The organism is Arthrobacter sp. 2RAF22 (assembly GCF_052115325.1).
Classification (GTDB): domain Bacteria; phylum Actinomycetota; class Actinomycetes; order Actinomycetales; family Micrococcaceae; genus Arthrobacter.
Map to the genome: position 1 here is coordinate 25,401 of NZ_JBFRGL010000021.1, position 14,466 is coordinate 39,866.

Below are 14,466 nucleotides of genomic sequence, written 5' to 3' on the forward strand. Positions count from 1 at the left end.
CTCCTTCCGAGCTTCATCAGGCCCTATTCTCACACGTCCCCGTTGACCGGAACGCGGCTTCCTCCTGCCCACGCGGTGTAGAGATCGGCGAGGATTGCCGAGTTCGCCGCCTCTATCTCCTCAACGGTGATTTCTTCGGCTCCTTGCTTTCCGAACAGCACAACTTCGTCGCCCGGAGCGGCGTCAGCGATGTCGGTTACGTCAACAACCATGGAATTCATCGAAACAAGGTCGACGATGGCGACACGCCGGCCACGGACGAGCACATGGCCTCCACGGGCCAGCGCGCGGCGGTAGCCGTCGCCGTATCCTGCGGTCACCGCTGCCAACTTTGAGTCCCGGTCCAGCGTGTGGGCGAGGCCATACCCGACTTTGGTGCGGGCAGGATAGCTATCGATATGGCGGTTGTCATCTTTGGGGGAGTGGGTCATGACCCCGGCCAGCTGAAGCCTCGGATGGCTGACGATCCGTCGGACAGCCCTCGGCCAGGGACAGCAGTCCCCGGCCGAGAGCTGGGTGAACGATGGTCAGCGATCCAGCAAAGACGGCGCGGCCGTGCGCGCCTTGCGTCCGTACTTGAGATAGAACAAGGCGTAGCAGGCTCCTACGAAGGGGACCCCGAAGTAGAGGGCGGCTACCTGGTTCGGGTCAAACGCGATACCGATCAACGAAATGAAGCAGAGCGAGAACGCCAGGATCGGAACTAGGGGAAACAGCGGGGCCTTATAGGGAAGGGCGGCGACGTTGCCGCCATTCTTGACGAAAGTCCGCCTGTGGAAGAAATGCGATGCGGCGATGGACATCCACACGCCGACGACGGCGAACCCTGCGACGGACACAAGGGCCAAGTACACCGTCTCGGGCGCAACCACGCTGCTGATGAGCGATGCCAGGCCACCCACCATGCTCACGGAGAGCGCAACCATAGGGATGCCGCGCCGGGTCAGCTTTCGCAACACGCGAGGGGCATGTCCTTCGTCCGAGAGAGAGTACAGCATGCGGGCGCACGAGAAGAGACCGCTGTTGCCGGCGGAAAGGAGCGCGGTGATGATGACGAAATTCATGGCGTCGGCGGCAAACGGGATGCCGATGGAGGAAAAGACCGTCACGAACGGGCTCTGGTCCAGGCCGACCTGATCAAACGGGATGGTGGCGGCGATGACCGCGATGGCCCCGACGAAAAAGATCAGCAAGCGGACGACGGTACTGCGCATGGCCTTCGGAATGCTCTTGGCAGGATCCGCGGTTTCGCCTGCCGCTACGCCGATGAGCTCGGAACCGGAGAAGGCATAGAACACTGCAAGCGCGGTGACCAGAACGCCAGTGAATCCGTTGGGGAAGAGACCCCCGGTGGTGTTGAAGTTCTCGAGGAGGAAGGGATGGTTGCCGGTCTCGCTCAATGGGTGGAAACCAAATAGTGCGGCACCCCCGAGCACGATCAGGACGATGATGGCTCCGACCTTGATGATCGCGAACCAGAACTCCGACTCTCCGAAGAACCGCGAAGAGACGGCGTTGAGGCCGAAAAGAACGGCGGCAAAGATGACACACCAGACCCACACGTCGATGTTTGGAAACCATCGCTGCATGAGGAGGCCGGCCGCTGTGAATTCCGAGCCGATGGCCACGGCCCAGCAAAGCCAGTAGAGCCACGCCGTGGTGAATCCCGTGGCTGGTCCGATCGACCGCGATGCGTAGATGTGGAAGGCTCCCGAGACCGGGTACGCGATGGCAAGTTCGCCAAGGCATGCCATTACCAGGTAGACCACGAAGGAGCCAATCAGGTAGGCGATGACCGCGCCGAGCGGTCCGGCCTGGGAGATCGTGTAGCCGGAACTCAAGAAAAGTCCGGAGCCGATCACCCCGCCCATGGCGATCATGACGAGGTGCCTGGGCCCCATGGACCGGCGTAGCCCGGATTCAGACGACGGAGGGGATGAGAGCTGTGGTTCTAGCGCGACGGGTAATGAGGATTCCATGGTGCCTCCGGGGTCGGTGGTCAGGTTGGTGGTCGAATCGGTGCGAAGAATGCGCGTGATACCTCGGGGGTCGAGGGGTGATCCGGATTGCCGGAGGTGCGCAAGGGGATGGTGATGAAGATAACACAGCGTAGTCGAATTGGTCATTAAAAACATTTGGGCATGCACATGTTGCACGCATGTTACTTGCGGGCGCTGATGTCGAATCGCCATGCGGATGGTCGATTCGCCCTATTCTTCGGCCGGAATCACATGCCCTGGCTGACATGGAATCCGGTCAATATTGGAGGACCGATGTAACTGACTGAAGGAGCAGCATGACCACCTATGACATTGCCCTGATCGGCTTTGGCGGCGTCAACAGGACCCTGGCCGAACTGATCGCAACACGCAATGAGGCACTTCGTTCCGGGCTGGGCTTTGGCCTCCGGGTCGTGGCAATCACCGACCTTCGCCTCGGATCCCTGGTCCAGCCTGATGGTATCGACCTCTCCATGGCCCTGGGCCTTGGCGGCGGGAGCGAAACCTTCGCCGAACACGGGGGATCCGCGGACACCAACAATGAGTCGGTCATCCGCTCGTGCACAGCAGACATCATCTGCGAAGCCACCTTCACAAACCCCGACGACGGCGAACCTGCGGTCTCCCATGTGCGGTGGGCCCTCGAATCGGGCAAGAGCGTCTGCACCACGAACAAAGGACCGGTTGCCCTCCGTGGGGCCGAACTGAATTCCCTGGCCGCGCAAAATGGCGTCTACTTCGAATACGAAGGAGCCGTCATGAGTGGCACGCCGGTGATCCGTTTGGCGAAGAAGATGTTTTCAGGACTCCGGTTGAATGGTTTCGAAGGCATTCTCAACGGAACCAGCAATTACGTGCTCGGTCGGATGGAAGCCGGCCTGGACTTCGAAGCTGCCGTCAGCGAGGCACAGGAACTCGGTTACGCCGAGGCGAACCCAGCAGCAGACATCGAGGGCTACGATGTCCAGCTCAAGGTCCTCATCCTCGCCAACGAACTGCTTGACGCGGGCATCGAACTCAAGGACGTCCGGCGGCAAGGGATCTCGACGGTCACGGCGGAAGATGTCCGAACGGCATCCCGGAACGGACGCCGCTGGAAGCTCGTCGGTTCGGCACGGCGGAATCCTGACGGGACCGTCACCGCAGGTGTAGCCCCGGTCGCGGTGCCCCTTGACCACGGACTTGCCGGCGTTTCGGGCGCTACGAACGCCGTCTCCTTCGATACCGATCTACTTGGCCCGGTTACCGTATCGGGACCTGGAGCAGGTCGCGTGGAGACCGCCTACGCCTTGCTCTCAGACATCTTCGCCATCCACTCAGCAAAGACAGGGGCGGCCGCACATGTCTGAGTCCACACTCTGCGCCACGGAAATGGTGCTGCCACGATTCCGTGAAGTGACCAGCCCCTACGATGGCAGGATCGTCGGCACGGTCCCCCTGACCGACGCTTGTGCCGCCGACGCCGTGCTCGAAGTGGCCCGGGCCGGCGCGCGAAAAGCACGGGCACTGTCCCGCAACACCCGGGGGAAAATCCTCGACACTGCTGCCACCGACATCGAACGGCGAAGCGAAGAGTTCGCCCGGACCATTGTTGCCGAGTCAGGCAAGACCATCCGCCAGGCCCGAAAGGAAGTATTGCGAGCCGTCAATACCCTTCGCCTGTCCGCGGCCGAAGCGCGCCGGAACGCCGGAGAGGTCATTCCCTTTGACTCATACGAGGGCTCGGAAGACCGGACCGGATGGTACTCGCGCGAACCGCTTGGCATCATTGCAGCGATCACGCCCTTCAACGACCCCCTCAATCTCGTGGCGCACAAGATCGGTCCGGCCATTGCCGGAGGCAACGCAGTGGTCCTCAAGCCCTCCGCCCTGACTCCCCTGTCGGCCCAACTCCTCGCGGACGCCCTCGTGGATGCTGGGCTTTCGCCTGAAGTCCTGACTGTTGTTCACGGGGATCGGGAGATAGCCGAAACCATCATCCGGTCCCGGGATGTGAGAATGGTGTCCTTTACCGGCGGGTTCGCCACTGGGGAAAGCATTGCCCGCGCCGCCGGCCTGAAGAAGCTTTCCATGGACCTGGGCGGAAACGCACCTGTCATCATCCTGAGCGATGCTGACATTGACGACGCCGTGGAATCCTGCGTCTCCGGAGCGTTCTGGGCCGCTGGCCAGAACTGCGTGGGGGTGCAGCGAATCCTTGTAGCCACACCGTTGTACGCCGATTTCCGCCAGCGCTTCCTGGAAGCGACAGCCCGATTGGTATCCGGAGATCCGTCGGATGAGCGGACGGACGTCGGGCCGATGATCAGCCCCGCTGCGTTAGACGAACTCAAAGCCAAGCTCGATGAGTCCATCCATGACGGCGCTGCACTTCTCGCAGGCAACGTGAGGGTAGGCAATGTGCTTGAGCCGACTGTGCTGGAAGCGGTCCCGGCGGACAGCAGGCTGTGGAGGGAAGAAGTGTTCGGGCCTGTTGTCATGCTGCATGCTTTCAATACGTTCGAAGAAGCCATTGAAGTAGCAAATGCCATCGAATTCAGCCTTCACGCCGGCATTTTCACGGACTCCCTGAGCAACGCCATGGACGCCGCGCGCCGGATCGACGCAGGCGGAGTCATGATCAATGATTCCTCGGACTATCGGTTCGACGGCATGCCGTTCGGGGGTTCCAAATACGGAAGCCTCGGCAGGGAAGGTGTCCATTTTGCTTACGAAGAGATGACCCAGCCCAAAGTCGTCTGCATCAAGAACCGTGGGATATAGAGCCGTGACCAGCCGCATCGAGACCGATTCGCTCGGGAACATTCCCGTACCCGCCAACGCCTACTGGGGAGCACACACTGCCCGGGCATTGGAAAACTTCACCATCAGCGGCATTCCGATCTCCAGGCATCCGCACTTGGTACGCTCCCTGGCAATGATCAAGAACGCCGCGGCGCAGGCCAACTGCGAACTTGGGGTGCTCTCGCCCCGGCAGGCGGCAGCAATCCGCGAATCGTGCCGGGAAATCCAGGAAGGGCATCACCTCGAACAGTTCTGCGTTGACGTCATCCAAGGAGGGGCCGGCACCAGCACGAATATGAACGCGAATGAAGTGATCGCGAACCTCGGGCTGGAAAAACTAGGCCAGCGCCTCGGCGACTACCAGCACCTGCACCCCATCGACCATGTCAATCGTTGCCAATCCACCAATGACGCTTATCCAACCGCCATCAAGCTGGCCCTCATTTTCGCCATCGCGGAACTCAACCAGGAATTGGGCAAGCTTGCCGAAACCGCCAGAAACAAGGGTGCCGAATTTGCCGATGTCGTGAAGATGGGTAGGACCCAGCTTCAGGATGCTGTCCCGATGACCCTGGGGCAGGAGTTCAATGCCTTCGCCGCCACGTTGGAGGAAGATCGCTCCCGGCTCCTGGAGTCCACCGATCTGATGCGCGAATGCAGCCTGGGGGCCACCGCCATCGGCACCGGCATTACCGCCGAACCGGGTTATCAGCAACTGGTGCTGCGGGCACTCTCCGAAGTTTCCGGCGTCGACGTCCTTCCTGCCAACGATCTGGTTGAGGCGACGTCCGACGTCGGAGTTTTCATGCACGTGTCGGGCATGCTCAAACGGACCGCAATCAAGCTATCCAAGATCAGCAGTGACCTCCGATTGCTGTCCAGCGGACCGCAGAATGGCTTTGGCGAGATCACCTTGCCTCCCCGTCAAGCGGGGTCGTCCATCATGCCCGGAAAGGTGAACCCTGTCATCCCCGAGACCATGAATCAGATCGCTTTCGCGGTTGCCGGAGCGGACACCGCGGTAACGATGGCTGCAGACAATGGCCAACTCCAACTCAATGCCTTCGAACCTGTCATCGCTCACGTCCTGCTTCAAGCCGTTTCATGGCTCAAACAAGGAGCTCGCGTTCTCCGCACACACTGCATGGAAGGCATCGAAGCGAACACCGACCGCCTCGCCCGCCAGACGGCAGCTTCGGTGGGCCTTGCAACGGCACTGGTTCCGGCCATCGGCTACGCGGCCGCGGCGGCGGTCGCCAAGGAAGCCCTGCGGGACGGATCACCGGTTCTCGACGTCGTTACCGGCAAGAACCTCCTGGACCGTGCCACCGCTCAATCGATGCTTGAATCGGCTGCGCTTCCGGTCAGGGGTACCCGCATATCAGCGGTCTGATCGCCAACTCCTCACGCGGTCGGCACTGCGCCACGCCGGATGAGACTGGAAAGCGTCATGGCCGTCACGGTATCCGTGACGCCCGGAAGTGCGGCGATCTGCTCCCAGATCTCTTGGATTCTCTCCAAGGACCGGGCTTCAAGCCTCACGAGAAGATCAAAGTCCCCGCTGACGACGTCGCACAAAACCACTTCCGGAATGGACCGCAAAACAGCAATGACATCCGAACCACGCACCCGGTCCTTCCGGTAGACCATAAGGAAAGCCGAGACGGACCCTTGCCCGGGTAGGCCAGCAACCAGCGTATATCCCTGGATGTATCCTTGCCGTTCCATCCGGTCGACGCGCTGGCGCACAGCATTCCTTGAAAGCAGGACTTTGCTCGCCAGTTCGGCATGACTAATGCGTGCGTTTTTGGTGAGCTCCGCAAGGATCCTCTGGTCTATGTGATCGAGACTCACGCGGTCCATGCCCACCCTTCAAAAAGTAAATCCCTGTGCACAACCCAAGCAGAACCCGATCCACAACCGAAAGCTCCAGAAAAGATGATACTTCCGCATCACAGCCATCCAACGTTCGGCGCCATCACCTGCGTCCTGTTCGACATGGACGGAACACTTATCGACTCTGCCCGAGGTGTTACCTCAAGTGCTGCCCGGGCTTTGGAATCCGTGGGAGCGCCGGTCCCGAGGCCGGACGAACTACTCAGGTTTGTCGGGCCACCGATGGTCGAATCGTTCAGGGCAGTCTCCGGGATTGACGAAGCGACTGCCCAGAGAGCCCTCCAACACTATCGCAAGGCATACGCGGATCACGGCGCTGAGCAATCGAGCCTCTACGAAGGAGTCACAGAACTGCTGGAGCAACTATGCTCAGCCGGTATCCCCATGGCTGTTGCCACGTCCAAAGTGGAAGATCAAGCACTACGACTCGCACGACGCTTTGGAATCGAAAGCAACTTCATCACCATATGCGGGGCATCGGACGTTGAAAGACGGGCGACCAAGGCGGAAGTCATCGGTGAAGCACTGCTCCGCCTTGCCTCCCTGGGCATCGATATCTCCAACCCGGCAATGGTCGGCGACAGAAGTTATGACGTCGCGGGAGCCGCTGAGCATGGAATTTCCACCTTTTTCGCGCTCTGGGGGTACGGGGGAAATGAGGAGGCGTTGCACGCTGCTGCCACTGCCATCTCACCCACAGTTTTGCTGCCGATGATCCTGGCCACATCAGTGAGCGAGCGTTCCGCCGTTTGGCGTCATAGGTGAGCGAGCGTCCGCCGAAAGGGCCGTATATGTGAGCGAGCGTCGGAGGGGACCAGACCCCTAGTCCGCCGGCCCTGCGTCGGCTAGTCTGCTTTCACGGCCTGCCAGGCCCGCAGTTCAGGCATCAAGGACGATCATGAGGAGCAAGAATGGCTGACCACACATATAGCGTTTCCGAAATTGTTGGAACTTCGTCCGAGGGCGTCGACGCCGCCATCAGGAACGGGATTGCGGCCGCGAGCCAGACCCTCCGGAACCTCGACTGGTTCGAGGTCAAGGAAATCCGCGGCCATCTTAGCGAGGGCGCCGTTGCCGACTGGCAAGTAACCATCAAGCTCGGATTCCGCCTCGAGCGTTAAGAAGCCCCAAAACCCCCCAAAACGACGATGGCCGCCAGCCTTTCTGTGGAAAGGCTGGCGGCCATCAGTTGCGAGGCTGGACTCACCCGCGGGTCCAGACTTGGACGGGGTCACCGCCACAGAGGAGTCGCCGGCCGCGGCCGGCAAATTCGATCCACAGGAATTCGTGGTCCGACGAAACTTCGTCCACAAGGCCGGCGTCGAAGCCCCATTTGTCCTCGTGGATCCAGACGGTTTCGCCGCGGCTGAGCTCCGACCATTTCGACGGCGGCAAGCGAAGTGCCGCTCCAGCGGGCCGTTGCGCCGACGTCGTGAAGTGGCTTGGGCCCCACGCCCCCAAGGTTTCGGGACTCATCGGGACTCGGCTATCAGGTACTGGCGGTGCCAGACCGTTGCCGCACCGTTATGGGGCGGGAAGACGTGGCCTTCGAAGAACGTGTGCACCACGTGGGGTTCACCTTCGGGGCTCCACTGACCGGATGCCGGGCAATGCGAGCCCGTGGATCCCGCGGACCCGGCGGTGGTTGCCCGTTCCCTCAGCAGCGCGATGCGTTTCATCGTTGAATTCCATCCTTGATATGCGAAAAGGTCTGGATTCAGCGTAAACGCGATTCAAAAGCCGCCCAATGGGCACATAGACAGAATCACGCTGATTCACTATGCAGCAGCACAGTGACGTGGAGCACTTTTGGCTGAAACTCCCTCAGCTCTCGTCCATCGCATGACGCTCGGACAACTCCGCGCCCGGCGCCGTTCCGGCAGCAAACGTCGTTCCGGCACCAAACGCCGTTCCCGCACCAAAGCTGCCCAGCAACTTCAAGGCATCGTCCGACGGCGAACCCGCCTTCGCTGAATAGACCCGCAGGACCTGGTCCGGGTCCTCCGGCAGGGCCAGATTCTCGAAGTTCAGTTCCACGTCCCCCACCGTGGGGTGGTGCAAGCGGACCGTGCCGGCCGAGCGCGCGGCCACTCGATGCCCTGCCCACCATTGGCGGAAATGTTCGCTGTTCACGGCGAGTTCGCCCACGAGCTGGTTCGCTTGTGGATCGTCGGGGTGCCGCCCGGTATCCGCACGCAGGGAGCCGGCGGCTTCCGCGGCAACCGTCTTCCAGTCCCGGAACAGTTCGCGTGCCTGCGGGTCCAGGATCAGCCAGCGAGTGAGGTTCCGCTCGGCGGGAGGCATGGACGGGAAGTCGGCAAACAGCAAGACCGCCATGCGATTGGCTCCGAGCACGTCGCTGCGCCGGCCAAGCAGGAGCGCCGGAACGTCGCCCACGGCGTCCAGAAGTTGGCGCAAGGCCGGCCGCACCCGTGGTGCGGGAGTCGGCGCCTTGGCAGTCGACGCGCAGTGCTCAAGCAGGTCCATCATGTGGGTGTGCTCGCTTGAGTCCAAGCGAAGAGCCCGCGACACCGATTCGAGGACCGCCCGCGAAGGATGGATATGGCGGCCCTGTTCGAGGCGGGTGTAGTAGTCCGTGCTGACATCGGCCAAGCGGGCAATCTCTTCCCTGCGCAGCCCTGGAACGCGGCGCGCGCCGGACGCTTCCGGCAAACCGGCGTCCTCCGGCGACATCCGGGCACGCATGGCTTTGAGGAACTTTCCGAACTCGGCACTTTGACCCATGTGCCTATTCTTCCTTCCCTCAGGGCTTGTTTCTACGGCCAAGGTAGGACTCCGAGTCCTAGGAAAAACAGGGGGCGTCAAAACTACTGATTGTTGTGCCGAAAGTGCATAGGCTCGAAAAAGCCAGTCAGGCAATCCACCCACCAGTGACGAAAGGGCAAGACATGTCCAACGCTCAGAATTCCACCGTTCCCGGGCTCGTCCTGAACAACTCGGTCACCATCCCCCAGCTCGGCTTCGGCGTCTTCCAGGTCCCGCCTGCCGAGACCCAGAAGGCCGTGGAGGACGCTCTGGAGGCCGGTTACCGGCACATCGACACTGCCGCGGCCTACCGGAACGAATCCGGTGTCGGCGCGGCAATCAAGGCTTCCGGCATCGCCCGGGAAGAACTCTTCATCACCACCAAACTCCGCAACGGCGAACAGGGCCGGGCCGCGGCGGCATTCAACCACAGCCGCCGCGAACTCGGCCTGGACGTCATCGATCTCTACCTGATCCACTGGCCCGTCCCGTCTCAAGGCTTGTTCGTGGATGCGTGGAAGGCACTCGAAAAGATCCATGCCGACGGCGGCGCCAGGGCAATCGGCGTCTCCAACTTCTTGCAGGATCATCTCGACACCCTGCTCGAGTTCGCCGACGTCGTTCCCGCCGTCAACCAGATCGAACTGCACCCGACCTTCCAACAGCGGGAACTGGCGGCGAAGAGCCGCTCGCACGGGATCGCCGTAGAGGCGTATAGCCCGCTGGGGCAAGGAGCGGACCTGGGGTCGCCAACGGTCGCCGAACTTGCCGAAACGCACGGTGTCACCCCCGCACAGATCGTGCTGGCCTGGCACCTCGGAACCGGCAACATCGTCATCCCCAAGTCCGTCCACCCCGAGCGGATCCGCCAGAACCTCGCGGCGGCAGCGCTGCAGCTCACCCCGGACGAACTGGCAGCCATCAGCGCGCTCGACGCCGGTACGCGCCTCGGCGCGGACCCCGCCGTCGCGTCCTTCAGCCAAATGTAGAAACCACCAGCGTAAGGAACCCAAAACCATGCAGTACACCCACTTGGGCCGTTCAGGGCTCAGCGTCTCCCGCTTGTGCCTCGGAACCATGAATTTCGGCCCGCAGACGGAGGAATCCGCAGCGCATTCCATCATGGACTCGGCCCTGGAATCGGGCATCAACTTCTTCGACACCGCCAACGTCTACGGCGGCCACGACAACCGGGGTTGGACCGAGGAAATCCTGGGCCGCTGGTTCGCCAAGGGCGGCGAGCGCCGCGAGCGCGTCGTCCTCGCCACCAAGCTCTACGGAACCATGACTGACCGCCCCAACGAGTCCAAGCTCTCCGCCCTCAACATCCGGCGCGCCTTGGACGCCAGCCTCAAGCGCCTGCAGACCGACTACATCGACGTCTACCAGTTCCACCACGTGGACCGGAACACGCCGTGGGACGAGATCTGGCAGGCCATCGAGGTAGCGGTCCAGCAGGGCAAGATCCTGTATTCCGGAAGCAGCAACTTCGCTGGCTGGCACATCGCCCAGGCCCAGGAGGCTGCCGCGCGGCGCAACTACAACGGACTCGTGAGCGAGCAGTCCATCTACAACCTGCTCACCCGCAATGTCGAACTGGAAGTCATCCCGGCCGCCCAGCAGTACGGCCTCGGCCTCATCCCGTGGTCGCCGCTTCACGGCGGGCTCTTGGGCGGGGTGCTGAAGAAGGAACGCGACGGCCTTCGTCGCCTTGAGGGCCGCGCGGCGGAGACCCTGAAGAAGCATGAAGACCAGATCCGCCAGTACGAGGACCTCGCCGACGACCTTGGCTACGAGCCCGGCGACGTTGGCTTGGCCTGGTTGCTCCACCAGCCGGCTGTAACCGCGCCGATCGTGGGTCCGCGCACGCAGGAGCAGTTGGACGCCGCCATCAGGGCTTTGGATGTCACCCTCGACGCCGATGCCCTCAAGCGGCTCGACGACATCTTCCCGGGCCACCGGACCGCGCCGGAAGACTACGCGTGGTGACGTCGGCACCGTTGCGCCTGCTGTTCATCGGCGGGACCGGGACCATCAGCGCGGCGGCGGCGGAGCGCGCCGTCGCGCTGGGTCATCGGCTCACCGTGCTCAATCGCGGAGTGAGCTCGGAAAGGCCGGCCCCTCCGGGCACGGAATTGCTGCAGGCGGATATCCGCAACCCCGCCGAGGTGGCGGAGGTGCTGAACGGCCGCGAGTTCGACGTCGTCGCGGACTTCATCTCTTTCACGCCGGAGCATGTGGCCGCCGCGGTGGAGCTGTTCCGCGGCCGGACCGGGCAGTACGTGTTCATCAGTTCGGCCTCCGCCTACCAGAAGCCGCCCGCACACTTGCCGATCCTCGAATCGACCCCGCTCAGGAACCCGTTCTGGAAGTACTCCCAGGACAAGATCGCGTGCGAAGACTTTCTCGTCCGCGCCTACCGCGACGAAGGATTCCCCGTGACCATCGTCCGGCCTTCGCACACCTACGACCGCACGCGGATCGCCCTCCTGGGCGGCTGGACGGACATCCATCGGATGCGGGAAGGCCTGCCCGTGATAGTCCACGGCGACGGTACCTCGCTGTGGACCCTCACGCACGCGGATGATTTTGCAGTCGCTTTCGTCGGCCTCCTCGGCCGGCCCCAGGCTGTGGGTGAAAGCTACACCATCACCTCGGACGAAGCACTCCCGTGGGACCAGGTATACCGGCTCTTCGCCACAGCGGCAGGGGTGCCGGAACCCGAGCTAGTGCACATCGCCTCGGACACCATTGCAGCGCACTCCCCGGAGCTTGGCCCTGGGCTTCTCGGGGACAGGTCCCACTCCGTGGTCTTCGACAACACCAAGATCAAAACGCTGGTGCCCTGGTATCGGGCAGAAATTCCGTTCGCGGCAGGCGCACGGGAGATCGTCCGGTGGCATGATGAACATCCAGGCATCAAGCACGTGGACCAAGACTTCATGAAACTCAGCGATCAACTGGTCCAATGGGCACGGAGGCCGATCTAGCAACTGAAAGGACAGGACCATGGCACTTGCTCCGACTGTCAGGCTCAACGACGGTAATGCCATTCCGCAGATCGGCCTCGGAACCTGGCCCCTCGACGACGCCCAGGTCGCCACGGCGGTGGTGTCCGCCGTCGAGCTTGGCTACCGGCACGTCGACACGGCGTACCGCTACGGTAACGAGGCCGGCGTCGGGCAAGGCGTGCGGGACTGCGGGGTCCCGCGGGAGGAACTGTTCATCACCACCAAACTGGACGGCACCCACCAGGGCCGCGATCGCGCCGTCGAGGGCCTTGAAGGATCCCTCAAGCGCCTCGGGCTGGACTATGTGGACCTCTTGTTGATCCATTGGCCGCTCCCCCAACGGAATGAATTCGTGTCCACCTGGGAGACATTCGAGCGGCTCCAGGCTGAGGGGAAGGTGCGTTCGATCGGCGTGTCCAACTTCAAGCCCTCGCACCTTGAGCGGCTCCTCGAGGAAACCTCGGTGGTGCCGGCCGTCAACCAAATCCAAATCTCGCCATCCATCACCCGAATCGATGAGCGTGCCTTCAACGGCAACCATGGCATCGCCACGGAATCGTACAGTCCGTTGGGGGCCGGCCGCGATCTCCTGAATGCCCCGGTGCTGGCCGCCATCGGGAAGAAACACGGAAAGACTCCCGGTCAGGTGGTGTTGCGCTGGCACGTCCAGGAGGGGCTCGTCGCCATCCCGAAGTCCGCCAACCCCGCGCGCATGAAGGAAAACCTGGACGTTTTCGGCTTCGCTTTGGATCATGACGACCTGTCCGCGATCGCCACTTTGGACGCGGGCGCCGATGCCGGTGTCGACTCTGACGTACAGGGACACTGATACAGGTTTCACTCACCAACACTGAGGACGGCATGGCAGAGAACATCGACGGAACGCTCATCTGGACGGGCGCGTACACCGCGGACAGCGACGGGAACGGATGGGGCATTGGGGCAGTCGCCGCGCGCGAAGATGGCAGCCTGAGTTGGCTGGGCACCGCCGTCGAAGCGCCGTCGCCGTCGTTCCTTGCCGTTCATCCCACGCTGCCAGTGGTCTATGCAGTGGCCGAGGCCGCGCAGACGGTCCGGGCGTATCGGCGGACCGGGCTTTTCGGCCTCGAGCCGCTCGGCGAGGCCTGGCCAGCCGGAGCCGCGGCCTGCCACGTCGCCGTCGACCCTTCCGCACGTTTCATCGTGGTCAACTGTTGGGGCGACGGCAACGTGCTGATGTACGGGCTCGACGACGACGGCGGCATCACCTCGCGCTTTGCCGCACCGCCGGCGAAAGACCCGCACGCCGGCGTCGAAGGCGGCATCGACATCGCCACGGGCGGCCCCCGGGTGAGTCGCGCCCATGCAAGCCTCATGCTCGAGGACGGCCGGATCATGACCACCGACCTCGGCTTCGACCTCGTACGGGTGTGGAATTACTTCCCCGACACCGGCCTCCTCAAGGACCACGAAGTCGCGCTCCCGATGGGCAGCGGCCCGCGGCACTTAGTCCAGCACCCCTCCGTCGACGCAGTCTTCGTGGTGACCGAGTACTCCATCGAAGTGGTGGTGCTCCTGCCGGGCGCGGACGGCCGCTTTGCGCTCCACCGTCGCGGCCCTGCGACAGCCGGTGGAGCCGCCGACGGCGACGCCGCGGCGGAAATCGCCCTGGCCCCGGACCATCGCTTCGTCTACACGGGCATCCGCGGCTCCAACCGGATCTCGGTATTGGCCGTCGAAGGCAGCGGAACCCGGCTCCGGCCCGTGGCTGACGTGCCCAGCGGAGGTGACTGGCCCCGCCACCACCTGGTGCGTGACGGGTGGCTCCATGTGGCGCACGAGCGTTCCAACCAAGTCACAACCTTTGCACTGAACCCTGCCACGGGTATACCGGGGGATGTCCTCGAGCAGGTGGACGTGGGTTCCCCTACCGTTTTGGTCATCGCCCCCTGACGGGCCAAAACAGCGACGCTCGCTCACAAATGCGGCCAAAATCGGGAACGCTCGCTCACCAAGGTGAGCGAGCGTTC

Annotated in this window: 16 protein-coding genes; 10 read left to right on the plus strand and 6 right to left on the minus strand. The window is 62.8% G+C overall.

The genetic code is table 11. From position 1 onward, the window contains the following. Positions 1 to 29: 29 nt before the first annotated feature. Positions 30 to 431: an alanine racemase C-terminal domain-containing protein gene (locus AB4068_RS14685; protein ID WP_332602607.1), complete on the minus strand. Its 402-nt coding sequence runs from the start codon at positions 429 to 431 to the stop codon at positions 30 to 32. A gap of 96 nt (positions 432 to 527) precedes the next feature. Next, the gene (locus AB4068_RS14690) at positions 528 to 1,979 is read right to left on the minus strand and encodes an amino acid permease (RefSeq protein WP_332602608.1); all 1,452 of its coding nucleotides are present in this window, start codon (positions 1,977 to 1,979) and stop codon (positions 528 to 530) included. A gap of 317 nt (positions 1,980 to 2,296) precedes the next feature. On the opposite strand from AB4068_RS14690, the gene AB4068_RS14695 reads away from it, so the two are divergent. The 3 genes from AB4068_RS14695 to AB4068_RS14705 are packed head-to-tail and all read left to right on the plus strand — an operon-like array spanning position 2,297 to position 6,177. After that, positions 2,297 to 3,349: a homoserine dehydrogenase gene (locus AB4068_RS14695; protein WP_441433744.1), complete on the plus strand. Its 1,053-nt coding sequence runs from the start codon at positions 2,297 to 2,299 to the stop codon at positions 3,347 to 3,349. After that, positions 3,342 to 4,763: an aldehyde dehydrogenase family protein gene (locus AB4068_RS14700; protein WP_441433745.1), complete on the plus strand. Its 1,422-nt coding sequence runs from the start codon at positions 3,342 to 3,344 to the stop codon at positions 4,761 to 4,763. The genes AB4068_RS14695 and AB4068_RS14700 overlap by 8 nt, the downstream gene beginning before the upstream one ends. Positions 4,764 to 4,767: 4 nt before the next feature. Further along, positions 4,768 to 6,177 (plus strand): aspartate ammonia-lyase, encoded by a 1,410-nt coding sequence (locus AB4068_RS14705; RefSeq protein WP_059388372.1) that lies wholly within the window; start codon positions 4,768 to 4,770, stop codon positions 6,175 to 6,177. A gap of 11 nt (positions 6,178 to 6,188) precedes the next feature. Here AB4068_RS14705 and AB4068_RS14710 read toward each other — a convergent pair whose 3' ends face one another. Next, positions 6,189 to 6,647 (minus strand): Lrp/AsnC family transcriptional regulator, encoded by a 459-nt coding sequence (locus tag AB4068_RS14710; protein WP_059388371.1) that lies wholly within the window; start codon positions 6,645 to 6,647, stop codon positions 6,189 to 6,191. Positions 6,648 to 6,722: 75 nt separating this feature from the next. Between AB4068_RS14710 and AB4068_RS14715 the strand changes: the two genes are divergently transcribed. Together AB4068_RS14715 and AB4068_RS14720 are read left to right on the plus strand one after the other, a co-directional pair. Continuing rightward, the gene (locus tag AB4068_RS14715) at positions 6,723 to 7,445 is read left to right on the plus strand and encodes an HAD hydrolase-like protein (RefSeq protein ID WP_441433746.1); all 723 of its coding nucleotides are present in this window, start codon (positions 6,723 to 6,725) and stop codon (positions 7,443 to 7,445) included. Positions 7,446 to 7,591: 146 nt separating this feature from the next. After that, entirely contained in the window at positions 7,592 to 7,801 is a 210-nt protein-coding gene (locus AB4068_RS14720) for a dodecin (RefSeq protein ID WP_059388369.1), read from the plus strand. Between the two features lie 82 nt (positions 7,802 to 7,883). On the opposite strand, the gene AB4068_RS14725 is transcribed toward AB4068_RS14720, so the two are convergent. The 3 genes from AB4068_RS14725 to AB4068_RS14735 all read right to left on the minus strand — a co-directional run bounded on the left by AB4068_RS14725 (position 7,884) and on the right by AB4068_RS14735 (position 9,425). After that, the gene (locus AB4068_RS14725; RefSeq protein ID WP_059388368.1) at positions 7,884 to 8,156 is read right to left on the minus strand and encodes a hypothetical protein; all 273 of its coding nucleotides are present in this window, start codon (positions 8,154 to 8,156) and stop codon (positions 7,884 to 7,886) included. Beyond that, entirely contained in the window at positions 8,153 to 8,359 is a 207-nt protein-coding gene (locus AB4068_RS14730) for a hypothetical protein (protein ID WP_441433747.1), read from the minus strand. The genes AB4068_RS14725 and AB4068_RS14730 overlap by 4 nt, the downstream gene beginning before the upstream one ends. Before the next feature lie 145 nt (positions 8,360 to 8,504). Beyond that, positions 8,505 to 9,425: a helix-turn-helix transcriptional regulator gene (locus tag AB4068_RS14735; RefSeq protein WP_284990830.1), complete on the minus strand. Its 921-nt coding sequence runs from the start codon at positions 9,423 to 9,425 to the stop codon at positions 8,505 to 8,507. 164 nt (positions 9,426 to 9,589) lie between these two features. On the opposite strand from AB4068_RS14735, the gene AB4068_RS14740 reads away from it, so the two are divergent. From AB4068_RS14740 to AB4068_RS14760, 5 genes are read left to right on the plus strand one after another with little or no spacing between them, the layout of a single operon-like run. Continuing rightward, entirely contained in the window at positions 9,590 to 10,435 is an 846-nt protein-coding gene (locus tag AB4068_RS14740; protein WP_441433748.1) for an aldo/keto reductase, read from the plus strand. 28 nt (positions 10,436 to 10,463) lie between these two features. Next, positions 10,464 to 11,435: an aldo/keto reductase gene (locus tag AB4068_RS14745; protein WP_441433749.1), complete on the plus strand. Its 972-nt coding sequence runs from the start codon at positions 10,464 to 10,466 to the stop codon at positions 11,433 to 11,435. Beyond that, the gene (locus AB4068_RS14750) at positions 11,432 to 12,436 is read left to right on the plus strand and encodes an SDR family oxidoreductase (protein ID WP_332602617.1); all 1,005 of its coding nucleotides are present in this window, start codon (positions 11,432 to 11,434) and stop codon (positions 12,434 to 12,436) included. The genes AB4068_RS14745 and AB4068_RS14750 overlap by 4 nt, the downstream gene beginning before the upstream one ends. Positions 12,437 to 12,455: 19 nt before the next feature. Further along, the gene (locus tag AB4068_RS14755) at positions 12,456 to 13,286 is read left to right on the plus strand and encodes an aldo/keto reductase (protein WP_059388362.1); all 831 of its coding nucleotides are present in this window, start codon (positions 12,456 to 12,458) and stop codon (positions 13,284 to 13,286) included. 32 nt (positions 13,287 to 13,318) lie between these two features. Beyond that, on the plus strand, positions 13,319 to 14,389 hold the full coding sequence (locus AB4068_RS14760; protein ID WP_441433750.1) for a lactonase family protein: 1,071 nt from the start codon (positions 13,319 to 13,321) through the stop codon (positions 14,387 to 14,389). Positions 14,390 to 14,466 lie beyond the last annotated feature (77 nt).